The 25,237-nt window shown below is 57.3% G+C and carries 24 protein-coding genes; 6 read left to right on the forward strand and 18 right to left on the reverse strand.

The window, feature by feature from the left end; genetic code table 11:
* Positions 1-72: 72 nt before the first annotated feature.
* The 10 genes from H1Y61_RS07025 to choX form a co-directional block, all read right to left on the reverse strand.
* A complete protein-coding gene (locus tag H1Y61_RS07025; protein WP_180574145.1) occupies positions 73-1,179 on the reverse strand; it encodes a branched-chain amino acid ABC transporter substrate-binding protein in 1,107 nt (368 codons plus the stop codon).
* A 227-nt stretch (positions 1,180-1,406) separates the two neighbouring features.
* Positions 1,407-1,574, reverse strand: a complete 168-nt coding sequence (locus H1Y61_RS07030) for a hypothetical protein (protein WP_180574146.1) — start codon at positions 1,572-1,574, stop codon at positions 1,407-1,409.
* Between the two features lie 88 nt (positions 1,575-1,662).
* Positions 1,663-2,358 carry a hypothetical protein gene (locus tag H1Y61_RS07035; RefSeq protein WP_180574147.1) on the reverse strand — a complete coding sequence of 232 codons (696 nt, stop codon included), beginning with the start codon at positions 2,356-2,358 and terminating at the stop codon, positions 1,663-1,665.
* A gap of 108 nt (positions 2,359-2,466) precedes the next feature.
* Entirely contained in the window at positions 2,467-2,631 is a 165-nt protein-coding gene (locus tag H1Y61_RS07040) for a hypothetical protein (RefSeq protein ID WP_180574148.1), read from the reverse strand.
* A 284-nt stretch (positions 2,632-2,915) separates the two neighbouring features.
* Positions 2,916-4,241, reverse strand: a complete 1,326-nt coding sequence (locus tag H1Y61_RS07045; protein WP_180574149.1) for an omega-aminotransferase AptA — start codon at positions 4,239-4,241, stop codon at positions 2,916-2,918.
* Between the two features lie 870 nt (positions 4,242-5,111).
* Positions 5,112-5,429, reverse strand: a complete 318-nt coding sequence (locus tag H1Y61_RS07050; protein ID WP_015916773.1) for an ArsR/SmtB family transcription factor — start codon at positions 5,427-5,429, stop codon at positions 5,112-5,114.
* A gap of 137 nt (positions 5,430-5,566) precedes the next feature.
* Positions 5,567-6,298, reverse strand: a complete 732-nt coding sequence (locus H1Y61_RS07055) for a HugZ family pyridoxamine 5'-phosphate oxidase (protein WP_180574150.1) — start codon at positions 6,296-6,298, stop codon at positions 5,567-5,569.
* Positions 6,299-6,489: 191 nt separating this feature from the next.
* Positions 6,490-7,533 carry a choline ABC transporter ATP-binding protein gene (choV, locus tag H1Y61_RS07060; protein ID WP_180574151.1) on the reverse strand — a complete coding sequence of 348 codons (1,044 nt, stop codon included), beginning with the start codon at positions 7,531-7,533 and terminating at the stop codon, positions 6,490-6,492.
* Positions 7,530-8,375 (reverse strand): choline ABC transporter permease subunit, encoded by an 846-nt coding sequence (gene choW, locus H1Y61_RS07065; protein WP_180574152.1) that lies wholly within the window; start codon positions 8,373-8,375, stop codon positions 7,530-7,532. Before choW ends, choV begins: the two co-directional genes overlap by 4 nt.
* A 304-nt stretch (positions 8,376-8,679) precedes the next feature.
* A complete protein-coding gene (gene choX, locus H1Y61_RS07070) occupies positions 8,680-9,645 on the reverse strand; it encodes a choline ABC transporter substrate-binding protein (RefSeq protein ID WP_409363974.1) in 966 nt (321 codons plus the stop codon).
* Between the two features lie 356 nt (positions 9,646-10,001).
* On the opposite strand from choX, the gene H1Y61_RS07075 reads away from it, so the two are divergent.
* Both H1Y61_RS07075 and H1Y61_RS07080 read left to right on the forward strand, forming a co-directional pair.
* On the forward strand, positions 10,002-10,598 hold the full coding sequence (locus H1Y61_RS07075) for a thymidine kinase (protein WP_180574154.1): 597 nt from the start codon (positions 10,002-10,004) through the stop codon (positions 10,596-10,598).
* A gap of 172 nt (positions 10,599-10,770) precedes the next feature.
* The gene (locus H1Y61_RS07080; RefSeq protein ID WP_174111434.1) at positions 10,771-11,880 is read left to right on the forward strand and encodes a DUF2333 family protein; all 1,110 of its coding nucleotides are present in this window, start codon (positions 10,771-10,773) and stop codon (positions 11,878-11,880) included.
* A gap of 38 nt (positions 11,881-11,918) precedes the next feature.
* Here H1Y61_RS07080 and H1Y61_RS07085 read toward each other — a convergent pair whose 3' ends face one another.
* The 3 genes from H1Y61_RS07085 to H1Y61_RS07095 all read right to left on the reverse strand — a co-directional run bounded on the left by H1Y61_RS07085 (position 11,919) and on the right by H1Y61_RS07095 (position 13,897).
* On the reverse strand, positions 11,919-12,368 hold the full coding sequence (locus tag H1Y61_RS07085; protein WP_174111433.1) for a PAS domain-containing protein: 450 nt from the start codon (positions 12,366-12,368) through the stop codon (positions 11,919-11,921).
* Between the two features lie 39 nt (positions 12,369-12,407).
* On the reverse strand, positions 12,408-13,085 hold the full coding sequence (locus H1Y61_RS07090; protein WP_174111432.1) for a helix-turn-helix transcriptional regulator: 678 nt from the start codon (positions 13,083-13,085) through the stop codon (positions 12,408-12,410).
* Positions 13,086-13,639: 554 nt separating this feature from the next.
* Complete coding sequence (locus tag H1Y61_RS07095) at positions 13,640-13,897, reverse strand: hypothetical protein (protein WP_180574155.1); 258 nt, start codon at positions 13,895-13,897, stop codon at positions 13,640-13,642.
* 99 nt (positions 13,898-13,996) lie between these two features.
* Here H1Y61_RS07095 and H1Y61_RS07100 point away from each other — a divergent pair, with 99 nt between their 5' ends.
* Both H1Y61_RS07100 and H1Y61_RS07105 read left to right on the forward strand, forming a co-directional pair.
* Positions 13,997-15,664 carry a formate--tetrahydrofolate ligase gene (locus H1Y61_RS07100; RefSeq protein ID WP_180574156.1) on the forward strand — a complete coding sequence of 556 codons (1,668 nt, stop codon included), beginning with the start codon at positions 13,997-13,999 and terminating at the stop codon, positions 15,662-15,664.
* A gap of 223 nt (positions 15,665-15,887) precedes the next feature.
* The gene (locus tag H1Y61_RS07105) at positions 15,888-18,074 is read left to right on the forward strand and encodes a TonB-dependent hemoglobin/transferrin/lactoferrin family receptor (protein WP_180574157.1); all 2,187 of its coding nucleotides are present in this window, start codon (positions 15,888-15,890) and stop codon (positions 18,072-18,074) included.
* Positions 18,075-18,089: 15 nt separating this feature from the next.
* Here the strand turns inward: H1Y61_RS07105 and H1Y61_RS07110 are convergent, their stop codons facing one another.
* Together H1Y61_RS07110 and H1Y61_RS07115 are read right to left on the reverse strand one after the other, a co-directional pair.
* Entirely contained in the window at positions 18,090-19,049 is a 960-nt protein-coding gene (locus H1Y61_RS07110; RefSeq protein ID WP_180574158.1) for an extensin family protein, read from the reverse strand.
* A gap of 144 nt (positions 19,050-19,193) precedes the next feature.
* Positions 19,194-20,645, reverse strand: coding sequence for a protein adenylyltransferase SelO (locus tag H1Y61_RS07115; protein WP_180574159.1), 1,452 nt, complete (start codon positions 20,643-20,645; stop codon positions 19,194-19,196).
* A gap of 205 nt (positions 20,646-20,850) precedes the next feature.
* On the opposite strand from H1Y61_RS07115, the gene H1Y61_RS07120 reads away from it, so the two are divergent.
* On the forward strand, positions 20,851-21,423 hold the full coding sequence (locus H1Y61_RS07120) for a HupE/UreJ family protein (RefSeq protein WP_180574160.1): 573 nt from the start codon (positions 20,851-20,853) through the stop codon (positions 21,421-21,423).
* 156 nt (positions 21,424-21,579) lie between these two features.
* On the forward strand, positions 21,580-22,410 hold the full coding sequence (locus H1Y61_RS07125) for a DUF2076 domain-containing protein (protein WP_174111425.1): 831 nt from the start codon (positions 21,580-21,582) through the stop codon (positions 22,408-22,410).
* A 150-nt stretch (positions 22,411-22,560) separates the two neighbouring features.
* Here H1Y61_RS07125 and H1Y61_RS07130 read toward each other — a convergent pair whose 3' ends face one another.
* From H1Y61_RS07130 to H1Y61_RS07140, 3 genes are all read right to left on the reverse strand, one after another.
* Entirely contained in the window at positions 22,561-23,613 is a 1,053-nt protein-coding gene (locus H1Y61_RS07130) for a hypothetical protein (protein ID WP_174111424.1), read from the reverse strand.
* Between the two features lie 206 nt (positions 23,614-23,819).
* Positions 23,820-24,284 carry a preQ(1) synthase gene (gene queF / locus H1Y61_RS07135; RefSeq protein ID WP_156615363.1) on the reverse strand — a complete coding sequence of 155 codons (465 nt, stop codon included), beginning with the start codon at positions 24,282-24,284 and terminating at the stop codon, positions 23,820-23,822.
* Positions 24,281-25,198 (reverse strand): cation diffusion facilitator family transporter, encoded by a 918-nt coding sequence (locus H1Y61_RS07140; protein WP_180574161.1) that lies wholly within the window; start codon positions 25,196-25,198, stop codon positions 24,281-24,283. Before H1Y61_RS07140 ends, queF begins: the two co-directional genes overlap by 4 nt.
* Between the last annotated feature and the right edge of the window lie 39 nt (positions 25,199-25,237).

Genomic DNA, 25,237 nt, shown 5'->3' on the forward strand with positions numbered 1-25,237 from the left:
TACCCGCTCTTCATGGCACATAAACGGCATTAGACGCGGATGATGACACCCGCGTCTAATGTTACAACTGAATTACTCAGCCGCGACGGTCTTGCCGCCTTCCCATTTGTACATGGAGAAGCTCTGCGAGGTGAGGTCGCCGGTTTCGCCATAGGTCAGCTTGCCGATGGCGGTCGGGATCGGTTCGCCGGATTTGATTGCATTTGCGACGGCTTCGGCATCTTCGGCGCTGCCGACCTTTTCGATACCAGCGGCAATAACCTGCACGGCGGCGTAGGCGTTGAGCGTGAAGGCCTCCGCCGGGATACCCTTGGCGGTCAGCGCATCAGCGGCAACCTTGGAATCCGGGTTTTTCAGCGCGTCGGCGGCATTGGTGAACAGCGTGCCATTGGCTGCGTCACCGCCAACGGTGGTATATTCGCTGTTGGACAGGCCATCGCCCGCTACCAGCACGGCTTTCAGCCCGGCATCCTGCATCTGGCGCACCAGCAGGCCTGCTTCCGGATGATAGCCGCCAAAATACAGCACTTCGACATTGGCCGATTTCAACCGGGTGACGAGCGCGCTGAAATCCTTTTCGCCTGCCGTCAGTGAATCGTTGAACACTTCCTTGACGCCATCGGCGTTCAGCGCGGCCTTGAAGGCATCCGCCAGACCCTTGCCATACTGGCCCTTGTCATTGAGAATGGCGATCTTCTTGTCCTTGAAATGGGCCAGCACATATTTGGCCGCCACATCGGCCTGCTGGTCGTCACGACCGCAGGTGCGCAGCACGGTTGGCAACCCGCGCTCGGTCAGGCTTGGGGCGGTGGCGGTCGGCGTGACCATCAGAGCGCCGTTTTCCGCCAGCACGTCGGAGGCCGGAACGGCGACGCCTGACGTCACCGGGCCGACGACGAAACGCACGCCTTCGCCAACCAACTGGTTGGCGGCGGACACGCCTTGCTTCGGCTCGCCCGCATCGTCAGCGGTCTTCAGCACCAGCTTTTCGCCCTTAATGCCACCCTTGGCATTGATATCGGCTATCGCGGTTTCGGTACCGTTCTTGATCTGCGCGCCAATGGCCGCCAACGGGCCGGTCAGCGGCGCCATCAGGCCGATGGTGATGTCGGCATGGGCTGCGGGGGCTGCGGCGAGAAGCGCGGCAAGAGCAGCGCTTGCTAAAAGATGAAGTTTCATTGTTGTCTCCTTGGGTCAGCGTTCCGATCTATGCCGGTTTGCACGCCTTTCGGGTTGTTCTGTTTCGTTCCCCGCATTGACTGTGGATGTAACGGAAAACCCTGAAGACCGGAAGGCCGTCTATCTAAGGCCATCGATCAATATGTCTCGTTGAACGGGGCCAGATACTGGAAAATTTCATTTATCCGAGGGGGTGAAGAGGCGCAATCAAATCAAGCTGAAATTCTTTACTTGAAGATCGTGCGCCCACGCTCGGTTTCAAAGCCAAACACCGTTCCCGTGGCGGCATCGACAAAATAAAGCGTCGGCTGAACGAGAAAATACATCCAGTCTTGGTCTTCGGGGGAACCTTCGAACATGCCACTGATCACCCAGGCGTCTCGGTTCTCGATCATTCCTCGCTCTGCCGTCGTCAGGCTTTCCCGCAAGGGCGTGTGACGCGTTTGCACAAGGAAATCGCGGAGCGCCTTTCGTGCCTCTTCCTCAGCGAGCATCTTCGATCAAGCCATAGTATGCGTTCATTGTCGCTCCTCCTACGGTTACCGGACCGAGCAGGATACCTTGCGCTTCACGTTTCATATCCAGAACGGTGATGCCGTATTTACCGTTCAGCGGGAATTGGATTCCCGCATAGTCACTGTTCCGAAGCCCTTGTGTTTTGGCCAAGCCGTAGGACTCAGCAGCTGCCTCTTCAATGTAGCGCAATATGTATGATCTCTTATAGGCACTCATCCTGCTATAAAGAGCGGGCCGGCCCAACAGGGACAAAGCTTGGGTGAGGCGCTGATGAACTCGCTCATGATAGACGGTTTTGCGCAGATCGGTAATGGCTCCCGCCAATGGCTTCGATTCGGGATAGAAATTGCGACCGATCGTAGCCCGGTTGTCTCCCAACCGCGTTCCGCCTTGGCCAGCGTAAAGTTTGCGGGTGAATATCAACCTCGCTTCATACATACGGGTTGGTCCGGCCTTTCGCATAACACGTGCATACTCGCCGTAGCTCGGCACTTTGCTTCCCTCTAGGAAAGTGGTCTTAAAAGTTCCTTTTGGCTTGCCCTTGAGCAGCAGGCCCAGCACGACATCAACGCCGAGAATGGTGACGGCATCCGCCAGATCTTTGGCTGCTTTGTCGAGGTCGGCATCGTTGCGCGCACTGTTGGTGCCGACCGCGAAGGCCAACAATTTTTTCCACCCTCAAGCCCAGCGCCACCGATCGTGATCCAGCCAGCCGTCAGCAGAATCACGTCAGCGATTTCCCAACGCCAAAGAAATGCGATCCTGCCCAGATCAGCACAACGCCTGCCATGATGGCAATCGATGTGGGGTTATAAGCGCCAGCAGGCGGTTGCCGATATCAGCTGGTAGCAGGGCGGCTGCCTTGCGTAGGACAATTTCAAGCTTTGCTTGCAGCGACAAGCTGGAGATGGATGCGGCATGTGTGGCGATATCCATGCGCGTTTCCCTCATCTTCGCATGCCTCTGCGTGGGGAATACTCAATCCCCGGCGGAGTGCAACAAAGTGTCAACAATGGCGCAATTAGATCATCTTCAGGAGGGGTGAGTAATTGGTTTTTATCTGTAAGCAATTGAAAAATAAGGGATGGTATACTGTATCGACGTGTGTGGATGTTCCGATGGCGACATACGGAAAAGCGCTTTCAACACGTTATTCCGGCGAGCATGAAAAAAGGCGGCAAAAAACTGCCGCCTTCAAACGATGCAAAGTGCAGATAACACTAAATATTGCTCATCAGCACCTTGCGCAGCTTGTCGAACAATTGGTCGATTTCGGCTTTGGAAATGATCAGCGGCGGCGACAGGGCGATGATGTCGCCGGTGGTGCGGATCAGCAAACCGTCTTCATAGGCTTTGAGGAAGGCGTTGAAGGCGCGTTTGGTGGGTTCGCCGTCGATGGGTTTCAGCTCGATGGCGCCGATCAGGCCGATATTTCTGATGTCGATGACATTGGGGCAATCGGCCAGGCTGTGCAGCTGTTCTTCCCAATAAGGGGCAAGCTCGCTGGCGCGGGTTAGCAGGCCTTCGTCCCGGTAGGTATCGAGCGTGCCGAGCGCTGCGGCTGATGCAATCGGGTTGCCGGAATAGGTATAGCCGTGGAAAAACTCGATCATATGTTCCGGGCCGGACATGAAGGCATCGTGGATTTCGGCGGTAACGAACACCGCGCCCATCGGGATGACGCCATTGGTCAGGCCCTTGGCGGTGACGATAATGTCAGGCGTCACATCGAAATACTGGGCGGCGAACGGTGCGCCAAGACGGCCATAGCCGGTGATGACTTCATCGAAAATCAGCAGAATGCCGTGCTTGGTGCAGATATCGCGCAGCTTTTGCAGATAGCCCTTCGGCGGGATCAGCACGCCGGTCGAGCCTGCGACCGGCTCGACGATGACGGCAGCGACCGTGGAGGCGTCATGCAGGGTGACGATGCGCTCCAGTTCAGCGGCGAGATCGCCGCCATGCTCGGGCTGTCCCTTGGTGAAAGCGTTCTTTTCTGGCAAATGGGTATGGGGCATGTGGTCTACGCCGGTCAAAAGCGTGCCGAACATCTTGCGGTTGGAGACGATGCCACCCACCGAAATGCCGCCGAAATTGACGCCGTGATAGCCGCGCTCGCGGCCGATCAGGCGGAAGCGCGAGCCATTGCCTTTGACCCGGTGATAGGCCAGCGCCACCTTCAGCGCGGTCTCGACCGATTCAGAGCCGGAATTGGTATAAAGCACATGCTCCATGCCGGCAGGAGCGATATCCACCAAGCGGTTGGCCAGCTCGAAGGCCTTGGGATGGCCGAGCTGGAAGGCGGGGGCATAATCCAGTTCGCCCGCCTGCTGACGGATCGCCTCGGTGATCAGCGGGCGGCAATGGCCAGCATTGACGCACCACAGACCCGCCGTGCCATCCAGAACCTGACGGCCATCATGGGTGGTGTAATACATGTCCTTGGCGCCAACGAACAGGCGCGGCTCCTGCTTGTACTGACGGTTGGCGGTAAACGGCATCCAGAAGGCGCGCAGGTCGTTGGGAATAGTGGTGCGATTGGACATGATACTCTCCATGGCCCTTTCCGCGGGCCCTGTCAGTGGTTTCGGGGCCATATCCGGTCGTTCAATCGGCTGCGGGCTCGCGTCTCACACATTGACGGTCATGCCGCAGTGACATGGACATATGGCGCTGTAACTGGCAAATCAGCCGTCCTTCTAGGCCAGCCGCTCCGCATAAATTTACCGCGCGGTCAAAGTAGCAGCCGGCCTTGTGCCGTCAAGCGGCCAGAGGGCGGCTATCCTGAATAATCAGCAAAACCAGTGTTTATCCTGATGCATAATGTCCTCCTCAAACCAGAATGGGAAAAAGAAGGAAATGGAGTTGAAGCGCGCGGACGGCGCAGCGTTTTTCTGCATTTGATAAAACGCAAAACACGGAAGCATCGCGGATTGCACGTTCAGCGGGCAAGGTCGGCGCAAGCTCGCCATGGGTATATGCCAGCATGATCAGATGCAGGATCGAAGGGCAGTTCGACAGCATCGATCGACCGGCGGCCACTGCTGCATGACTCTCTCAATCCCACGGGATTTGAAGTATGCAGGAGCAGGAACAGACGCTTTTTTGAAGAGAGCGGGCTCCGAACTGCATTGGTGGTTCGGGGTCTGTCATCTGCTGGCCGGACAGGCCTGTTTGCGTCATCAGACGAGCGCCAGAATATAGGTCGCCAACGGATTTTGAAAATCTGAAGTTTTATGAAGCAGATTGCCTGTTCAGCTTACTGTCAGGAATAGCCATTAATGCAGATGCGCGCTGGCTGATGTCCTGCTGATCTGTTTCCCGCGGTTCAGTCAGGAAAAGTCTAGGCGGCCGATGTATTTTTAACATCAAGCCGCCTTTTGTTTTAGATTAAGCTGTTATGTCAGCGTTATCATTCAAGCAGCGTTTCTGCTGCTTTCCTGATGGCAGAATATATCCTCGAGCGTGCCGAGCACTTTCATGACGGCATCCGACGTGCTGGAATAATAGATGGTCTGGGCATCGCGGCGGGTCTTGACCAGCTTCTGGGCGCGAAGCTTGGACAGGTGCTGGGACAGCGCTGACTGGCTCAAGCCAACCTGCGAGGCCAAGACGCCAACCGGCACCTCACCTTGAACCAGGCTGCATAGAATCATCAGTCGCTTAGGATTGGCCATAGCCGTGAGGAGGCCGGCAGCCGCATTCGAGTGATCAGACAAGTCATTGGCTTTCATCTCTCAATCTTCCTTTGAAGCGATTGGCCTGCACACATGGCAGGCCCTGGTTGTTGCATCCCACAAGAAACCCTACGCCTTGAGTCTAGCAATATGAGGAGGATTGTATATGCCTAAATTTAAGGTATCGTTTCATCTTAATTAGTTTGGAGTGAAGGGTGTGTGTCCAAAGACACAATTTCACGCTCAAATTCGCAGCGAAACAGCCTTTTACCCCAAAAAAAGTCGATTCCCGACGCATCCAGACCGCAGATTGTGACTTTTCCCTTCGGCTTTTGCCCCTTATGATAAGGGGGATTTTTTATGATTTGCAGAAGTCCATACCCTAAATCTTGTATGGTTTGAGCCTCGGTTTTACCGTCGGCGAACGTAAGCTCTGTTCGAATCAACAAATCCTCTCCATCTAGCAGGAAGGCTTTTCCGAACCCGCCGTTCAATGCGGCGCGCTGCGGTGCCAGCTGAAAAAACAAAAAATCCGGAAAATCGCTATAGAGCTTTGCCTTGGGATGACGGGCCAGAAAGCGGCGGCGCATCGCCTGATGCATGTCGTTATCGGGTTCCACCGGGCTTGCAAGGCATTGAACGGTGAGACGCGGATAGGCGAGGGGATCACCCTTGCCGGGTTCGCCGGCCAGCAGCGATACACGCGGATCGGCCAGCATCGCCCGGGTATGAGCTGAGAGGCGTGAGACCAGAACGGTCAGCGTTCCATCCGGCATGGTACCCATCAGCACGCGGCTGACGAAAGGCCCTCCGGTTTGCGGATCGAGAACGCCCAAGGGAACATGGGTGGCGCTGCGCAACAGGGTCCGCGCCTGGCGCCGCGCCTCGTCATCAGTTGGACGGATGGGAGAGGGGCTGTCGATCATCGGGCTGTCTCATGGTTTGCGGCTGGGTGAGGGCTGGTTGTGGAGAAGTGCTGAGCTTCAACCATATCCCAGCGTTCCTTCCCTAGAAAGCACCAAGGGCCGCGGCTCATGGCATCACGGGTTTTATAAACGCATGATGCCTTAAGCAGCGGCCCTTGGCTAAATGGCGTCGTTCTGCGCCTCTTTCTACGTCAGGTCTGGCGGTGCCGGGTCAGGGCCGAGACCACATCCTGGGCGCCGATCGCGCCGATCACCGTGCCGTTCTCCACCACGCCGACCAGGCCGGGCTGGCGGGCCATGGCGTCAAGAATATCGATCAGCGGCGTTTCCGGCGCGGCGGTGGCGGTGACGCCGAGACCCGGCGTGTGACTGGTACCGGCAGTCATGACATCTCTCGCCGTCAACATGCTGATCGGGTTCATGTTGCGCACGAAATCGGCGACATATTGATCCGCCGGGTTCTGGACGATCTGCTGCGGCGTGCCGCATTGGATGATCCTGCCGCTTTCCATGATGGCGATGCGGTTGCCAATCCGGAAGGCCTCATCCAGATCGTGGCTGACGAACAGGATGGTCTTTTTCAGCCGGTGCTGGAATTCCAGCAATTCATCCTGCAATCGTGTGCGGATCAGCGGATCGAGCGCCGAGAACGGTTCATCCATCAACAGGATCGGCGCGCCGGTGGCAAAGGCGCGGGCCAGACCCACCCGCTGCTGCATGCCGCCGGACAATTCGTCCACCTTGCGGTCGGCCCATTGCGTCAGGTTAACCAGTTCCAATTGCTCGGCAACGATTTTCCGCCGTTCCTTTTCGCCAACGCCCGCCAATTCCAGCCCGAAGCCGATATTATCGGCAACGCTGCGCCAGGGCAGCAGGCCAAATTGCTGGAACACCATCGAGACGCTGTGCATGCGCAAGTCACGCAACGCCTTGCGGCTGGCCTGGTAGGGATCGACAAAGCCATTGCGCGACTTGACTGACACCGAGCCGCGCACCACGGGCGCCAACCCGTTGACGGCCCGCAGCAGTGTCGATTTGCCGGAGCCGGAGAGACCCATCAACACCAGGATTTCGCCTTCCTTCAAGGTCAGCGAGGCATTGGCCACGCCAAGGATCAGGCCGGTTTCCGTGTTGATCTCGTCGCGTGTCCGGCCCTGATCCAACAGGGCAAGTGCCTTTTGTGGCCGATCGCCGAAGATGATGTCGACATTTCCGAAGATGACTGCATCGCTCATTGGTCATCTCCCGCCGATGGAATGCGGAACATCCGATCCAGAATGATCGCTAGAATGACGATACAAAGGCCTGCTTCGAAACCTCTGGCGATATTGACGGTATTCAGCGCCCGCACCACCGGAACGCCAAGACCGGCAGCGCCGACCAGGGCGGCAATCACCACCATGGACAGCGACAGCATGATGGTTTGGGTCAGCCCTGCCATGATCTGTGGCAGCGCATAGGGCAACTCCACCTTGCGCAAGACCTGGGTGGGCGTGGCGCCGAAGGCAACGGCAGCTTCCACCAGGGAGGAAGGGGTGGAGACGATGCCGAGCCGGGTCAGGCGAATGGGCGAGGGGACGGCAAAGATCACCGTGGCGATCAGGCCCGGCACCATGCCGAGACCGAACAGGATCAGGGCTGGAATGAGATAGACGAAGGTCGGGATGGTCTGCATCAGGTCCAGGACTGGGCGCATCAGCGCGTAGATCCATGCGCGGCGAGCGGCCAGGATGCCGAGCGGCACGCCGATCACCATGCAGACGGCGGTGGAGGCCAGAACCAGCGCCAGCGTCTCGGTGGTTTCCTTGAAATAGCCCTGGTTGATGATCAGCGCCAGGCCGAGAAAGGTGAAGATCGCCACCAGAAGGGAGCGGCGCAACAGCCAGGCGATAATGCTGATGGCCAGTGCTGTCACCAGCGGGTGGGGATATTGCAGCACGAACAGCACGCCATCGATACTGCTTGAAATGAGGTGGGAGAGCCAGTCGAAAAACCAGGCTCCGTTGGCCGTCAGCCAGTCAACAACGACTTTGGCGGTGGGGCCGATGGGAATTTTGAAATCAGTCAGCCAATCCACTGAAACGCATCCTTTCGAGCATTTGCAGGAAATGCGTAAAAAAGAGAATAAGGAATAGCGGTGCCAGGGCGCAATGTTTCGCCCCGGCGCTATCGTTCACAGTCTGTTCAAGAATTGCTGCTGGCCTGGCGAAAATGGTGATTTCGAGAACCGGAACGGAGCGTACTTAACGTACGTGAGTACAAGCATTCCAGGAAAAGTGCGAAGCGGTTTTCCGTTTGGAAATGCGATTGCATCATTCAAGCGCAGAAATTGCCATTTGCAGACGGCCAGCGGCGATTATTGGATAGACTGCCAGTGGTGCTTACAAGCCAAGCTTGGCCTTAACAGCCGCCAGTCCGTCCTTGCCATCCTTGGTGGTGACGCCAGCCAGCCAGGGCTCGATCACAGCCGGGTTGGCCTTCAGCCAGGTCTTGGCAGCCTTGTCGGCATCCTCGCCGTCATCAAGGATCTTGCCCATGATGGCATTTTCCATGTCGAGCGAGAACTTCATATTGGTCAGCAGCTTGCCGACATTTGGACATTCCTTGGCATAGCCACCGCGCGCCACCGTATAGACCGTCGCGCCACCGTAATTGGGGCCGAACACCGTGTCGTCGCCATCGGCGAGATAGGTGATCTGGTGGGCGGTGTTCATCGGATGCGGCGCCCAGGCCAGGAAGATCACCGGCTTGTTTTCCTTGTCGGCACGGGTCACCTGGCTCAACATGCCCTGTTCCGAGCTTTCAACGACATTGAAGCCCTTGAGGCCGAATTTGTCGCCGTCGATCAGCGACACAATCATGCCATTGCCTTCATTGCCCGGCTCGATCCCGTAGATCTTACCGTCCAGATCGGCCTTGTGGGCGGCAATGTCCTTGAAGCTCTTGATGCCGAGCTTGGCGCCGGCGGCATTGGTGGCCAGCGTGTATTTGGCGCCTTCAAGGTTGACGGCGACGCTGTCGATCGACTTGTCATCGAGATATTGCTGGATGGCTTCCTTCTGGGCTGGCATCCAGTTGCCGAGGAAAACATCGATATCCTTGTTCTTCATCGAGGAATAGGTCACGGGCACGCCGAGCGTCTTGACGTCGGCCTTGTAACCCAGGGCCTCCAGAACGGTGACGAAGGAGGCATTGGTGGATGCCAAATCCGTCCAGCCGACATCCGAGATGCGAACGGTGCCGCAACTGGCGGCTTCCGCCGCAAAGGCAGCCGGGCTGAATGCTGCGACGCATCCGGCCAAGGCCAGAGCGTATTTCGGCAGTGCAAATTTCAGTGTCTTGGCAATCGGCATATTCTGCTCCTTTTTTAGTTCCCGGCATTATGAATACATAAACAGCTGAGGCAAGCCTGCGTGTTCGCGCCGGTCCATAGGGGTTATTTGCGACATTTTGTCATCCCGACCTGAAAATGTGCTCTATCGCCGCAAATCCGGGCTGCTCGGGTGCAGAGGGGGAAGGCATCCGTGTGGTTGATTTTTTTTATGACGATGCCTTCCGGGGTAGGATTTTGTGGCACGGTCCTGTCTAAACTCTTGTCGAAAAACTGGCAGAAATCGTGGGATTTTCGATTTTGCGGGTTAAAAGCGCCTCGTTTTTGTGCTGCATGGCGGCGCAAAGAGACCAAACGCAGGAAATCGTGCCAATGGCCAAGCTGTATTTCAATTATGCCGCCATGAATGCCGGTAAATCCACCATGCTGTTGCAGGCCTCCTACAATTATCAGGAGCGCGGCATGCGCACGGTGATTTTTGTCGCCGCACTGGATGATAGGGCCGGGCGTGGCCGGGTCGCCTCGCGCATCGGGCTATCCAGCCCGGCCGAAACCTTCGAGCCGGGCACCGATCTGTTTGCCGTGGTCGAGGCCATGCATGCAAGCGAGCCGATTGCCTGCGTTTTTGTCGACGAGGCCAATTTTTTGAGCGAGCACCACGTCTGGCAATTGGCGCGGATTGCCGACCGCCTGCATATTCCGGTCATGGCCTATGGCCTGCGCACGGATTTCCAGGGCCAGCTGTTTCCCGCCTCCCGGCTGCTGCTGGGGATTGCCGATGAATTGCGCGAAATCCGCACGATCTGTCATTGCGGCCGTAAGGCGACGATGAATGCGCGCTTCGATGCGAGCGGCCAGGTGATGCGCGAAGGTGCGCAGATTGAGGTTGGCGGCAACGAGAAATATGTGTCCTTCTGCCGCCTGCATTGGGATGAACTGTTCAATGGTGAAGCGTGCGCTGATATTTGACAGTCGACAAGTCCAACCGGTTGTTTTTCAAAAATATCGCCACCTGAAAACCTTGTGTCGTTAAAAACGCGGTTTGTCGTTGTTATTGTTGATGGGCAGACATATCTGTTGAGCAGTGACCGGACGCCGGGCGTCCGCCGTTGCCATGACCACAGGACGGGAGACAGGGCAGATGCTGAATGCGCTAACGGGGTTTTTCCGAGGGCTCTGGGGAGCGCTTCGGCGCAGCGGTAATCTTCTCTATACGGCGGTGGCCTGGCCCTTCCGCGCCCGCCATAGCGAAGCGGGACGCAGGGCCTATATTTTCCGTGGCTCCGTCGCGCTGATCGTCTTGGTGCTGATTGCGGCTTACGGTCAGTTTTTGTGGCGCACCCAGGTCTGGTATGGCTTTGATCCGGCCTTCGCCAAGGCCTATGGCTTTGCTGACCGCAAGGTCGCCGCCGGACAGCAGATCGCCGACAAGCCCGGCACCTGCCAGAATTCCGCTATCGTCACCACGGTTGCCGACCTGACGGACTACAATGTTAACCAGAATGTCTGGGTATCCTCGACGCTGCTCTACAAGCTTGGCCTGTTCGGGATGAGCTGGGATGACACGCCGTTCTTTGACAACAAGGCCTCGTTCCAGCGCGGTATCAATCAGGTGGCGCGCCGGGTTGGCATCGTATTGGCTGACGATCTTGGCCGGGTGAGGGGTACTTCCGGTATCAACACCGATCTGCAGGATGCGCGTGGCAATATCCAGTTCAACGAAGGCACCTGGTATTTCGGCTCCAATCCTTTCGGGTTCAAGACGCCGACGCCCAGCTATTATCGTGCGGCGATTACCAGCTGGCGCGGGTTTAATTCCGATCTGGAAACCTGCAAGGCGGTGTTCGATGCCCGGGCTGACAATCTCGTCAAACTGCTCGACGGGCTGGCCAGCGACCTCGGCAACACATCCGACATTTTGCGCCGCCGCTCCGAAGAGCATAATGGCGGCTGGTTCGACACGCGGGCCGACGACCGTTTCTGGTTCGCTTATGGTCAGCTCTATGGACAATACGCCTTGTTTCAGGCGGCAAAGGCCGATTTCATCGACGTGGTGCGCGAGCGTAACCTGACAGCGATCTGGGCGGAGTTGGAAAAGCAGTTCGAAGCTGCGCTGAAGGTTCAGCCGATGATTGTCTCCAACGGCAGCGAGGACGGCCTGCTCATGCCGAACCACCTCTCGACCATGGGCTTCTACACGCTGCGTGTGCGCGCCAATATGGTGGAATTGCGAGCCGTTCTGCAACGTTGACGGTCAATGGCCCGGCGGGCAGACCGCCGGGCCATGTCTTATAATTCGATGAAGCTTGCCGTGGGTTCCAGTGGAAACAACTCATGCAGCATGCCGCGATATTCGCCGGATACGCCCTCGACGGGATAATAGAGACCGACGGTACGAATATATTTCAAGGTGCCGCCTGTGGTGATGATCCGGTGGATATTGTGGAAAACACCGCGACTGGTGGCGGCGCGATAATAGCTGTCCATCACCTGGTCCACGTCCTGCGGGTGCATGCGATCGCAAAGATCCTTTACGTTCAGCGGACCTTCCGAATGGTCTATCTCATAGAGCTTAGAAAAATGCGGCGAGCCATATAAATGGCCCTGATCTATATCCAGTCGCCAAAAGCCGCAGACATTTAGGGTCTGGGTGAGATTGGCGACGTCACATTCCTGCAATCCGATTGAATGAAAATCCTGAAGCGGACGGTGCCGCGTTTCGTCAAAGCGCCAAGCCAATTGAAAAGCCTCCCTTTTGGCTTGGCTGAAGCAAATGAATTATTGAATGAGCTTCAGCCTAATGGCCTTTGCTACCAATTGCGTCCGGTTGACGCAATCCAGCTTTTTCATAGCTGTTGTCATATACGCGTTTATGGTGTGGTCGGAGAGGCTGAGGATCTGGCCAATTTCTACCGAGGTTTTGCCCTGCGCCGTCCAGCGAAGCACTTCCAGTTCGCGCACGGAGAGAACATCGACATTCATCAACTCGGTGCGGCGAAGACGGTCGTATTGGTCGAAAACCGCCATTGCCAGCATGCCCAGTTCATTGACCTCGCATTGGGAGAGAGGTGAGCGATCCCCATCGAACCGCATGAAATACAGCCGGGAATCAAGGGAGGGGAAAATGAAGACAACGCCGACGATCAGCTTGAAGCGCACCATCAGGTCGCGCATGGCAGGCGGCCATTCCTCCGCCATGTCATTCGGTTCCCTGAATTTCATGTCCCAGGTTCGCGGCAGGATCGAGCCGGCGAATTTCTTGACCACCGGGCAAAATTTAACGAACTGGTGACGGTCGAATTCATGGCCGAATTCCATCGGCAAAGTCGTCTCCATGACCAGCGGCATGAGGTGCACATCGGTGGCACAAGGTGCGATCAGGATACTGCCATGCGACAGGCCAAATGCCTGGGCAACAGTGCGCAGGATATCCGCACAATGCTCACGGCTTTCCATAGCGGTTATTTCTGTACTGAGCAGTGTCTGGCGCTCGGCGATCAACATGTGGGGCGACTGAATTTGAGGTAAGGGCGGTGTGTTTGGCGACGAAGCGGATATAGGGAGATTTTATATATTAAATCCTAGAGCTTTCGAAAGTTCTTATCGATTAATTTCAAAAAATGTCTTTCAAAACCCTGTGAACTCATTAGCGAAAAAATATATATTTTTCGCTTTAGTTGATCTGGTTGTGTCGATGCTTGCCTTCGGTTGTATTTCTTCCGCTGTGGCGCTTCCGCGTCCATGCGGTCGGAAATGCATTGAAGTGAGTGTCAAATGAGCGCCAGTCCCCCTAAAAGTCAAGGTAATAACGTGTCTTGCGAAAATAAGCGCCTTCTGTTGAGCTTGCCGCGCCTAGTGCACTGACGCATTCACTTCGTTCATGCTTTCGTGCACTCATTTTTTGTTTATGCATCGATTTTTCCAAACTCGGCTGAAGCCTCCGTTTGGATCGATGCACTAGTGCCTGCATAATTCCTTATCCGTAAAATCCTACCTTAAAATGGGATGGATCATGCAGGGCTTTCATGATGATTTAGCCTGTTATTTTGCCCTGCCGATGAGTTGGTCGGGGTGGGCTGTTTCATGGATTGACCGAGATTTTCCGCAAGCACGAGAATTTTTGTGTCGCGCTCTACCGGGCGCGCTGAATTATGCGGTAATACGATGCGCCATGGAAGATGGACAATCGTATTGCCTTTGCAAATATCCCAAGCAGCTGATGCCTTTGCGATATTTTCAATGCTTTCGCGGCAGGGATGCGTGAGCATCTTGAAGACTTGATATAAAGGGTCAATGCGCGGCGCTGTAGTGCGAGCGACCTGAAGGAAAAGTGCCGGAAACGGTGGAGAGACAGGGTTAAGAGGCTGATGTCGGATATTGAAATTGCACGTGCAGCATCCAAGCTTGCGATCACGCAGATTGGCGAGCGTTTGGGAATCAGCCCCGGTGATTTGCAGCCCTATGGCCATGACAAGGCTAAGATCAGCGCTTCATTCCTGCATTCGCTTGAAGATCGCCAGGATGGCAAGCTCATCCTGGTGACGGCAATCAATCCGACACCAGCAGGCGAGGGCAAGACCACGACCACGGTCGGCCTGGTGGATGGGCTGAACCGTATCGGCGCCAAGGCCATGGTCTGCGTGCGCGAGCCGTCGCTTGGTCCCTGTTTCGGGGTCAAGGGTGGCGCTGCCGGTGGCGGGCGGGCGCAGGTCGTGCCGATGGAAGACATTAACCTGCATTTCACCGGCGATTTCCATGCCATCACCTCCGCGCATAATCTGCTGGCGGCGATGATCGATAACCACATTTACTGGGGTAATGAGCAGGATCTCGACACGCGCCGTATCGCCTGGCGGCGGGTGGTGGACATGAACGACCGGGCGTTGCGCGAGATGGTCGGGGCGCTGGGCGGCGTTCGCAACGGCTTTCCGCGCGAAACCGGCTTCGATATCACGGTTGCTTCCGAAGTGATGGCCATCCTCTGTCTGGCCCGCGATCTGGCTGATCTGGAAGAGCGGTTGGGGCAGATCGTCATCGGCTACCGGCGTGACAAGACGCCCGTGCATGCCCGTGATATCAAGGCCCATCAAGCCATGACGGTGCTGCTGAAAGAGGCGATGCAGCCCAATCTGGTGCAGACGCTGGAAAACAATCCGGCGCTGGTGCATGGCGGCCCGTTTGCCAATATCGCCCACGGCTGCAATTCGGTGGTGGCGACCAGGGCAGCCCTGAAGCTTGCCGATTATGTGGTGACGGAAGCGGGCTTTGGTGCCGATCTGGGTGCTGAGAAATTCTTCGATATCAAATGCCGTAAGGCCGGTCTTCGCCCGGCAGCTGCCGTGATCGTCGCCACGGTGCGGGCGCTGAAGATGAACGGTGGTGTTGCCAAAACGGAGCTTGGCCACGAGGATGTGGCCGCCCTGGTCCGGGGTGCTGTCAACCTTGGGCGGCATGTGGAAAATGTCCGGGGCTTTGGTGTGCCTGTCATTGTCGCCATCAACCATTTCCTGTCGGATACGCCGGCGGAAATCGCAGCCTTGCAGGACTATGCCGCCCGTATCGGCGTCGAAGCCGTGCTCTGCCGTCATTGGGCCGAGGGTGGCGCGGGCATTGAGGAACTGGCGAGGAAAGTGGCGGCCATGGCTGATAGTGGCATTGCCGATTTCCAGCCTCTGTACCCAGACGACATGCCGCTGTTTGCCAAGATCGAGACGGTCGCCAAGCGGATCTATCGGGCGGGAAGCGTGACGGCGGACCGTGCTGTCATCGATCAGCTCGCCCAGTTCGAGGCTATGGGCTATGGCGACCTGCCGGTCTGCATCGCCAAAACCCAGTATTCCTTCTCTACCGATCCCTCACTGCTCGGTGCTCCCGAGGGCCATAAAGTGCATGTACGCGACGTCCGTCTGTCCGCCGGTGCTGGTTTCATTGTGGCGATCACTGGCGATATCATGACCATGCCCGGCCTGCCGAGAAAGCCGGCAGCCGAAACCATCCGGCTTGATGATGATGGGCTGGTCGAAGGCCTGTTTTAAAGAATAGTGCTGCGTTGCTTTACATCACTAAAGTGCAAAATATAACATGATTTATTTAATCATGTTTTTAATCTTGACATAAAAAATCATGTTTAATAAGTGTCCGAATTAAGGCGCGTCTTTTCTGACGGCGGCTTGTTTCGGGGACGACCAATTGCGTGCGAAGCCGGCTGCACTGCCCTGCGGCCGAGGGGTTTCGTGCGCCGTATTGAAAGTTTGCACCATGTCTTTTCGGGGAATTCGACCTGTTCTGCTTGCCTGCACGGCACTTTGCTCCTTCTATGCGGCCGTGCCTGTCATCGCGCAGGAAGCGGCAAAAACGGCGGAAAACAGCGGCTCTAATGGCCAGACCGAACTTTCGACCATTACCGTCAAGGGCCAGAAGGTTGTAAAGGGTTCCGTGGAAGACACGCCGGTGGCGACCCATACCTCGGCCGAGCAATTGCAGAAGAAGCAGATCGACGATGTCGATGACCTCGGCAATACGGTCGAGCCGAGTGTGACCTATGTGAAGAATTCCAAGAGCGTCAACATTCGCGGCCTGGAGGCCGACCGGGTGCTGACGACCATCGACGGCATTCCGGTGCCCTATTTCTTCGACACGGTTTATAGCTATGGCGGCGGTGCCGACACCTATGATTTCAATTCGCTGTCGTCGGTGGACGTGCTGCACAGCGCCGATTCCAGCCGCGCCGGGTCCGGTGCGCTCGGGGGCGCGTTGCTCCTGCATACCTATGAGCCGGAGGACCTGATTGGCGATGGCAAGAGCTTTGGCGGTATCGCCAAGCTTGGCTATGATGGCTCGGACCGGTCGCTGACGGCCTCAGGCGCGATTGCCAAGAAATTCGACAATACCTCGGTGCTGTTCCAGTCCTCCTACAAATACGGCCATGAGACCGAAACAACAGGCGATGTCGGCGGCACCAGGGGAACGCGGACGGAAGCCGATCCGATGAGCTATAACGACCGCAATTTCCTGTTCAAGATTCGCCAGGAGCTGGAGGGCGGCCATACGATTGGCCTGACAGCGGAGCATTACGACTATAATTCCAAGAAGGATTATAAGTCCAATACCAGCTACGGCACGACCTATCGCGCCGGTGATTACGATTATATCCAGGACAAGGGCCGCGACCGGGTTTCGCTTGACTACGTCTATGACAGCACCTCTGCCGACAGCCTGATCGACAGCGCCTTCGCCACCCTCTATTGGCAGCGCGCGACCCGCGTGGAAGGCACATCCAGCTACCGCCTGACGGCTCCAATCGGCATTTACGAGCGGTCCATGGAAAGCGAACAGCGTGATTACGGGTTCAATGGCTATGCCAATTCCGATTTCAGCACTGGTGCTCTGAACCACAAGCTGATCTTTGGCACCGATATTCGCTTCAGCCAGAGCAGCTATTATCTCGCCGGTCAGGACACCTGCTCAGTCACCTACGTATCCGGTTGCGCCTATTACCACACCAACCAATCCTATTCGCCTGATGTCAATTCCTACAAGCTCGGCGCTTTTGTCGAGGACAAGATTTCGCTGGGCAACGGCCCCGTTTCGCTGACGCCTGGCCTGCGTGTCGATTGGTACAAGGAAGACCCGCAGGAGACCGACACCTATAAGGGAACCATGCCTGAGGGGCAGGATGGTGCCCACCTGTCGCCCAAGCTGCGTGCCGCCTGGCAGGCAACGCCGGATGCGGAGCTTTATGCCCAGTTCTCCACGGCGTTTAAATCACCCAACGCCTATCAACTCTATGTCGATTACGACAATTCGCCCCTTTACCGCTCCATTGGTAATCCCGATCTGAAGCCGGAAACCAGCTGGGGCTTCGATGTCGGTGCCAATCTTGGCAACGAGGATTTCGGTGGCCGGATCAGCGCCTTTACCACCCGCTACAAGAATTTCATCGACACCTCGGACATCATCCGCACCACCGGCTATGTGCTTGGGACCTATGAATATATCAACCGCGCCAATGTCCGCATCAGCGGCGTCGAGATCGAGGGCCACAAGACCTTCACCAACGGCATCAACCTGCATGGCTCGATGTTCTATGCGCGTGGCGTGGATCTGGATACCGACGAGCTGTTGAGCACGGTAGCGCCGCTGAAAGCCATTGTCGGTGTCGGCTATGAACGGCAGACCTGGGGCGCGGATGTCAGCCTGGTGGCCGCTGCTGCCGTCTCCGACGACTCCAGCGCGTCCACCAAGCCAGCCGGATACGGCGTCGTCAATCTGACGGGCTGGTGGGAGCCGGAACAGGCCCAGGGCCTGCGCCTTCAGGCTGGTGTCTACAATCTGTTCGACAAGCAATATTACGACGCGCTTGAAGTAAAGGACGTCGCTAACGCCAATGCGCTTTACTCCGAGGCCGGTCGTTATTTCAAAATCGCCATCTCTCAGAAGTTCTGAGAGAGCCGGGTTCGATCAATTCGGCTCCTGACAGACGCGGTAATCGTTGCGGCGTTTGATCAGGTCGAGATGCATATGGTCCTTATGGGTCTCATCGGCTCCGGGTGCCAGAACGGTGGTGAAATACAGGCAGGCTGAGGAATTGATGGTGCGCTGGAACGCGCCGGGCAGGGTTGGTTCGCTGTCCGGCACGATCTTCATCGGAACATCGCCTTTTTCAAATTCGAAACCGGCAATATCCAGCGCATTGCCCTTGGCATGTTCGGACATCTTGCCATCGCTGCGGCTATTGCGGTTACGGCAGATATAGGAGGAGGCCTGGTCCACGGCCTTCAGCCTACCTTTGTCGGGAAGGGCCTGATCGGCGGCGGGAATAACCAGCGTGCGCATCCATTCCGACAATTCCAACGCCGCCGCGCAGCGGAGAGTTGCCTTCGGCTTCAGGCTGACGCCCGGCAGGATATCCGTCACCTCCAGCGGCTTGTCGATGCCACAACCATCGCCGTCATCGATCCGGGGCCGTTCGGTAAATTGCGCGCCCGCCGCCTTCAGATCCTTAAGGCACTGCCCATAGGCCTCCGGGTCCTCCGTCATGATTGGGGGAGGCGGTGCGGGTGCCGGAGCTGGTGTGGGGGCCGGTGCCGGTTCTGCCGATGCTGGCGGAGGCGGAGCAGGTGAGGCCGGAGCAGGGGAAGGGGTAGGGCTTGGCGCGGCGGGTGAGGGCGTCGGCACGGGAACAGTGTCCGGTGCCGGAACCAGGGCGGATTTATCGCCGGGCTTGCCGACGTCATCTTTTGTGTCTGGATCTTTTGTATCTGGGCCTTTAACGCCAGAGGAAGCATCTGGCGTATCGGTTGCGGTTTTCGGTTTGCTATCGGGCACGGGTCCCTGCTCGGGAAGGGCGTCTTTTGGAGGGAGAGATGCGCCGCTCAGGCATATCAGGCTTAAGGCCAGCAGCAGCGTTTTGCATCTCATCGAGTCGTCCCCCAAGGTTTGTCGCTGGAGGGAACGTTTGAGCCTGCATTTGGTTTCAGTGACTTACGCCCGCTGCTGCATATGGTTTATTGCTACTGGACGATAGACTGCCTTGAATAGAGGTTTGGGTATAGCGTTGGAGTGTCACGTCCCGCAAAAGGTTCGCGCCACTCTCTCTTCCGCTTTCGGCGGCACTCTGAGATCCGCGGTGTCTTCCAATTCTTCAAATGGCCGTTCCAGTGCTTGTGTCAGCCGTTCAAAGAACGAATAATCCTCATAGACCGCCGCCGAAATTGCCTCCTCAATGCGGTGGTTGCGGGGGATGAGGGCAGGGTTGATGGTTTGCATCTCGGCTTCGATCATCTCTGCCGGGCGCTCCGTGCCAAGCCTTGCGCGCCAACGGATCAGCCAGGCGATCAGCGCGTCGGTTTCCGGGAAGAGATCCTGTGCCACGCCGCCTCCGGCAATCCTGCCGAGCTGGCGGAAGGTCAAGGTGAAATCGGCCTCATGGGTCTGCATCAGGCCAAGGAAATCGTTGATCAGCGCCAGATCGGCTTCATCAGTACCGGTCACGCCCAGCTTGGCGCGGAAGGCGGCCAGCCAATAGGTCTGGAACACTTCGCCGAAGCGGGCCAGCGCCGCATTGGCGTCTTCCACGGCCTTGTCCTCGCCGCCGTCAAACAGCGGCAGCAGGCATTCGGCCAGCCGCGCCATGTTCCATTGGCCAATGCCGGGCTGGTTGGCATAGGCATAGCGGCCGCGCTGGTCGATGGAGGAAAACACCTTTTTCGGATTATACTCATCCAGAAAAGCGCAGGGGCCAAAATCGATGGTTTCGCCTGACACCGCGACATTGTCGGTATTCATCACCCCATGGATGAAGCCGATCGAGAGCCAGCGGGCAATCAGCGCGGCCTGCCGGTCGGCAATGGCGTTCAGCAGTGCCAGATAGCGGTTGTCGGCGTCTTTGAGGATGGGATAGTGCCGGTCGATGACATGATCGGCCAATGCCTTCAGGCTGTCATTATCCTGCCGTGCAGCGAAGAACTGGAACGTGCCGACACGAATATGGCTGGCAGCAACCCGCGTCAGCACGGCACCCGGCAGCGCGACTTCGCGTCTTACCGGCTGGCCGGTGGCAACGGCGGCGAGCGCCCGTGTGGTGGGAAGGCCAAGCGCATGCATGGCCTCCGAGACGATATATTCGCGGATGACAGGGCCAAGCGCTGCGCGCCCGTCGCCATTGCGGGAAAAGGGCGTGGGGCCTGCGCCTTTCAGCTGGATATCACGCCGCCGTCCGTGACGATCCAGCACTTCGCCAAGCAGAATGGCGCGGCCATCCCCCAATTGCGGCACGAAATTGCCGAATTGGTGCCCGGCATAGGCCATGGCCAGCGGGCTGGCACCCTGGACGATACGGTTGCCGGAAAAGATCTCCGCCAGCGCAGCGTCATCCTTGCCCTGCATGTCCAGGCCTAATTCCTGCGCAAGCGCATGGTTGAACCGGATCAACTTCGGCTGTGCCACGGGTTGCGGCAGAACGGCGGCGTGAAACGGCTCCGGCAGACGGGCGTAGCTATTGTCAAAGGCAAACATCTGAGTTTCTCCGGGCAACGTTCATTCGTTTATATGTGGCGCAGCGACATGGGAGTGCAAGGCAAGACCTGTGACGAAGCCGCATCCCCGGCAAATTGCGCATGGACAATTGAAAATTGCTTACGTTACAGTCACGGCTGACATAAAGAGAAAACCGGCGGGACCGAATCCCGGACGCCAGGTTGACCAAAAAGAGGGACTGTTGATGTTCAAGCGCATTTCATTCACCGCTGCCATTTTCGCCAGCGCGGCCGCTCCGGCCTTCGCCCATCTTAATCCTGTCGAACACGGCTCGGTTCTGGCCGGGATTTCCCATCCGCTAACCGGACCTGATCATATCATGGCGATGGTTGCCGTCGGTCTTTGGGCGTCTCAGCAGGGTGGCAAGGCGCTCTATGCTGTGCCTGCTGCTTTCATCGGTACCATGGCCATCGGCTTTCTTCTGGCGCTGGCAGGGGTCCATCTTCCCTTCGTTGAGCCGGCCATTCTGGCGTCCGTCATGGCTCTCGGCCTGCTGGTGGCAACTGCCGTGCGCCTGCCTGCTGTTGGTGCTTCTGCTGTTGTCGCTCTTTTCGCGCTGTTCCATGGCTATGCGCATGGCACCGAACTGGCTGGCGCTGGTGCGCTGGAATTCGGCCTCGGCTTCCTGATCGCTACCGCCGCCCTGCATGCAGTCGGTATTGGCCTTGGCGTCGGTCTCAACCGTTTTGGTCCGCGCATCACCCGGCTGCTCGGCGTGGCCACGGCTCTCGGTGGCGCGGCCCTGATGCTGGGCTGATAGTTCATTCAAGCTAAAACCAGCAACGGCGGGAGAAATCCCGCCGTTTTTCGTCGTGGACCAGAACAGGTTACATATTTGTAATTCACAAGGGCTTGGAACAGCCATGATTGCCACCCTAGATCATGGTCAGTTATATCATCGGAGATGAGATCCATGTCACCGGAAGAGCGCCAGTTACTGACCCAATTGTTTGACCGTGTGCGCCAGGCGTCTTCAACGCCGCGCGACCGTGAGGCGGAAAGCCTGATCGAAGGCGAATTGCGCAGCCAGCCCTATGCCACCTATTATCTGGCCCAGGCCGTGATTATTCAGGAAAAAGGCCTGGAGGCCGCGACGGCCAAGATCCGCGATCTCGAAGACCAGATTGCCCGTTTGCAGGATGAACTGTCCCGCAGTCAGGCCCAACCGCCCGCTCAGCAACAAAGCGGTGGTTTCCTCGGTGGCATCAGTTCTATTTTTGGAGGCGGCAGCCAAGCGCCTGCTCCATCCCGCAATGCCGGGCCTTGGGGTGCCGCGCCAGCGCAGAACCGTGGCTATGACGATTACAGCCGCAGCGCCCCGCCACAATCCGGCCCTTGGGGTGGACAAGCCCCAGCAGGGAACTCATGGCAGCAAATGGGGCAACAACCAGCCGCAGCCCCAGCCGGTGGTGGCTTTCTGCGCGGCGCCTTGACCACGGCAGCGGGCGTTGCCGGTGGCGTGCTGGTGGCCGATGCGGTGCGCGATATCTTCACCACCCACGGCGGCGGTTTCGGCAATATGCTGGGAGCTGGCGGCATGGGGGGAATGGCTCAAGCGCCGGTCGAGGAAACCATCATCAACAACAATACCTATAATATCACCGAAAACGGCCGCGACGATACGCCCGCTCAAAATGATGACAGCGGCGTCCAGCAGGCCAGCCTGGACACTGATAATGACAGCTATGACAATAGCAGCTTTGATGACAGTGATTTCGGTGGCGATGACAGCATGAATGCGTGAGTGCGCCTTAATCGTCTATGAAACAAGGGCGCGTAGAAAGGCAGCTATACGGCTTTTCTACGCGCTTTGCGCAGGCGCTGGGACTCAATCAGCGCGATTGATCTGAAATCAAAAAAACATCTTCTCCATTGGCCCCGAACGATACCACTGTTAGCGGGGCCGAATAAACTGGGGAAGCGGCGTACCGTCTTTGATGACGTCGCCATACGAGAAAGACTGCTCGGGCATATACAGCTCAACGCGGCGATTGATTTCGGCTAGAAAGTCGAGATCGAGATAAACTTGCGGATCAATTGCTGAAAAGGTCAGACCCATGGCCGGGCCAAGATACAGCAATGCATCCGCTGTTGCGCCATTGAGCGTGTGCGTGAGGCACCTTTGCACCTCGGCAAGCTTCTCATTCCCAGGCGGTTCCTGATCGAAAGTCTTGAATTCAGGATCAACGAGCATGTCATGTAGCAGCGTCCCTTTGACCGGCCCGACCAGAGCTGGCGTTGGCCAGTCGCCACATAACGCTTCGAATTTCTCAATGCAGGCCTTATTTGTGAAACCAGTATAGGGCACGACAAGAAACAGAGATTCTGGATAGTCCTGTTCAATCAGGCCAAGCAAAGTCGGCACATACGTGTCATTTTGCGGAACGTAAAATCCCGCGCGCTGGAAGTGAGCGTATCCGTAGATCACCACAGCTTTTTCACCCTTGTTCAGGATCTGCTGCTTGATCAATTCCGCCGGATGACTGTCGCGGGTTTCCGCCAGCGGATATAGATCCTCGCGCGTATGGATCGCCGACCAGTCAATAGGAGGCTCACCCAGCCAAACGCGGATTTGCTGCTCTGGAGGTAACTTAAGATTGGCAGCCCGAACCGCCGCATAAAACCACATGAAACTCAGAGACCAAACGGTGGGGAGCCAGCCGACAACGTCGGTCCACACTCGACGCAATTCGGGATAAGGGACCGCTTCTCCAGCGACAAAGCGGTCAACGATCGGCTGGGCGGCGGCTCCGCCAAATTCGACAACGACGTTGCGCACATCGCGAGCGAACCTGGGATCGCTTACGAGATCAGCATAGAATGCGGCCTGCTGCGCCAATCCGTGGTAATCGCCAATGCCGACCAGTGCATGTGTTTCGAATGCTGACAATATCGCGTCAATCGCTGGCTCTGCTGTAGGTGACGACCTCGGATTGCCGGAGCTCATGTGTAACCCTGTGTTCTCTCTTGGCGGGTACGATCACGGCATCAGCGGTAGATCAATCCGCAGTTAACATCCAGTTCTTGTATCGGTCGCGATCCAGCTTAACTGGCCGATTTTTTGTTATGATGTATTACTGAACGGAATTCAACCAATCGTACTCACTTCAGGGCAGATTGCAGATCAACGAAAGTCCGATCCGCTTGAAAATCTCACCCCCGGCCACGATAGGTCGGCACACCTTGATCCGGCAACCAGACACCCTTCGGCACTTCTCCGGTCTGCCAGAACACATCAATGGGAATACCGCCGCGTGGATACCAATAGGCGCCGATCCGCAGCCATTTCGGGTCGAGAAGCTCCACCAGCCGCTTGGCGATGTAGATCGAGCAATCCTCGTGGAAGGAGCCGTGATTGCGGAATGAGGTCATGAACAGTTTCAGCGACTTGGATTCCACCAGGAAATCGCCGGGAATATAATCGATGACGATATGGGCGAAATCCGGCTGGCCGGTCATCGGGCAGAGCGAGGTGAATTCCGGCGCGGTGAAGCGCACGACGTAATCGGTTCCGGCATTGGTATTGGGAACCCGTTCCAGCACCGCGGTCTCAGGGCTGGTCGGCGCATCCACCTGGCGGCCCAATTGCGACAGGCCGGAAACATCGGTCTTGCTCATGCATGTTCTCCTTCAATAACTTTGACACGGACGCCATGCGCCTCTTCGCTTTCCGGCTCCACATGAATCGTCACCCGCGCGCCCGGCTGCACGGCTTGCACCGCCGCTTCCAGCCTGTCGCAAATCTCATGCGCCTCGCCCACCGGCATCACGGCTGGCACGACGAGATCGAAACCAACAAAGGTCGCTGCCCCAGCCCGGCGGGTGCGCAGGTAATGCACCCCGAGCGAGCCACTGGCGTGATCGGCAATCGCCTTCTTGATCGCGTCTTCTTCTGCTGGTTCAACCGCCTTGTCCATCAAGCCATCGACCGAATGGCTGATCACTTTCCAGCCCTGATAGATGATGTTGCAGGCCACTAAAATAGCCAATAGCGGATCGAGAATGGCATAACCGGTGATCACCACCAGAACAAGACCGATCAGCACGCCAACCGATGTCACCACATCCGACATGATATGCTGCCCATCCGCCGTCAGGGCAGGAGACCGGTTGGCCTTGCCGACCCGGATCAGGATCGTCGCCCAGACCGCATTGACGACACCGGCGGTAAAATTGATTGCCAGGCCAAGCGCCGGTGCATCCAGCATGGTTGGCGCTTCAAGGGCGGCCACCGCCTCCTTCATGATCAGCAGCGCGGCAATGACGATCAGCACGCCCTCGATAACAGCCGAAATATATTCGGCCTTGTGATGCCCATAGGGATGGTCATGGTCGGCAGGCTTCTGGGCATAGCCGATCACGAAATAGGCGATGAAAGCCGCCACCACATTGACGGTGGATTCCAACCCATCCGACAGCAGCGCCACCGACCCCGTGACCCACCAGGCCAGGAGCTTCAGGCCCAGCACGCCGAAAGATAGCGGAATGCCCCAGAAGGCCAGACGCTTGACGATAGGATTATGCTCGGACATCACGCCCACTCCTGCATTTGCGAACCAGTTGCAAAATTC

The organism is Agrobacterium vitis (genome assembly GCF_013426735.1).
Taxonomy (GTDB): Bacteria; Pseudomonadota; Alphaproteobacteria; order Rhizobiales; family Rhizobiaceae; genus Allorhizobium; species Allorhizobium vitis_D.

Excerpts from the sequence above, each read along its gene's own strand:
- H1Y61_RS07025 (WP_180574145.1), bottom strand. The coding sequence starts at position 1,179 with ATGAAACTTCATCTTTTAGCAAGCGCTGCTCTTGCCGCGCTTCTCGCC.
- H1Y61_RS07030 (WP_180574146.1), bottom strand. The coding sequence starts at position 1,574 with ATGATCGAGAACCGAGACGCCTGGGTGATCAGTGGCATGTTCGAAGGT.
- H1Y61_RS07040 (WP_180574148.1), bottom strand. The coding sequence starts at position 2,631 with ATGGATATCGCCACACATGCCGCATCCATCTCCAGCTTGTCGCTGCAA.
- H1Y61_RS07045 (WP_180574149.1), bottom strand. The coding sequence starts at position 4,241 with ATGTCCAATCGCACCACTATTCCCAACGACCTGCGCGCCTTCTGGATG.
- H1Y61_RS07050 (WP_015916773.1), bottom strand. The coding sequence starts at position 5,429 with ATGAAAGCCAATGACTTGTCTGATCACTCGAATGCGGCTGCCGGCCTC.
- H1Y61_RS07055 (WP_180574150.1), bottom strand. The coding sequence starts at position 6,298 with ATGATCGACAGCCCCTCTCCCATCCGTCCAACTGATGACGAGGCGCGG.
- choV (WP_180574151.1), bottom strand. The coding sequence starts at position 7,533 with ATGAGCGATGCAGTCATCTTCGGAAATGTCGACATCATCTTCGGCGAT.
- H1Y61_RS07075 (WP_180574154.1), top strand. The coding sequence starts at position 10,002 with ATGGCCAAGCTGTATTTCAATTATGCCGCCATGAATGCCGGTAAATCC.
- H1Y61_RS07080 (WP_174111434.1), top strand. The coding sequence starts at position 10,771 with ATGCTGAATGCGCTAACGGGGTTTTTCCGAGGGCTCTGGGGAGCGCTT.
- H1Y61_RS07090 (WP_174111432.1), bottom strand. The coding sequence starts at position 13,085 with ATGGAAAGCCGTGAGCATTGTGCGGATATCCTGCGCACTGTTGCCCAG.
- H1Y61_RS07095 (WP_180574155.1), bottom strand. The coding sequence starts at position 13,897 with ATGCTCACGCATCCCTGCCGCGAAAGCATTGAAAATATCGCAAAGGCA.
- H1Y61_RS07100 (WP_180574156.1), top strand. The coding sequence starts at position 13,997 with ATGTCGGATATTGAAATTGCACGTGCAGCATCCAAGCTTGCGATCACG.
- H1Y61_RS07105 (WP_180574157.1), top strand. The coding sequence starts at position 15,888 with ATGTCTTTTCGGGGAATTCGACCTGTTCTGCTTGCCTGCACGGCACTT.
- H1Y61_RS07110 (WP_180574158.1), bottom strand. The coding sequence starts at position 19,049 with ATGAGATGCAAAACGCTGCTGCTGGCCTTAAGCCTGATATGCCTGAGC.
- H1Y61_RS07115 (WP_180574159.1), bottom strand. The coding sequence starts at position 20,645 with ATGTTTGCCTTTGACAATAGCTACGCCCGTCTGCCGGAGCCGTTTCAC.
- H1Y61_RS07120 (WP_180574160.1), top strand. The coding sequence starts at position 20,851 with ATGTTCAAGCGCATTTCATTCACCGCTGCCATTTTCGCCAGCGCGGCC.
- H1Y61_RS07125 (WP_174111425.1), top strand. The coding sequence starts at position 21,580 with ATGTCACCGGAAGAGCGCCAGTTACTGACCCAATTGTTTGACCGTGTG.
- H1Y61_RS07130 (WP_174111424.1), bottom strand. The coding sequence starts at position 23,613 with ATGAGCTCCGGCAATCCGAGGTCGTCACCTACAGCAGAGCCAGCGATT.
- queF (WP_156615363.1), bottom strand. The coding sequence starts at position 24,284 with ATGAGCAAGACCGATGTTTCCGGCCTGTCGCAATTGGGCCGCCAGGTG.
- H1Y61_RS07140 (WP_180574161.1), bottom strand. The coding sequence starts at position 25,198 with ATGTCCGAGCATAATCCTATCGTCAAGCGTCTGGCCTTCTGGGGCATT.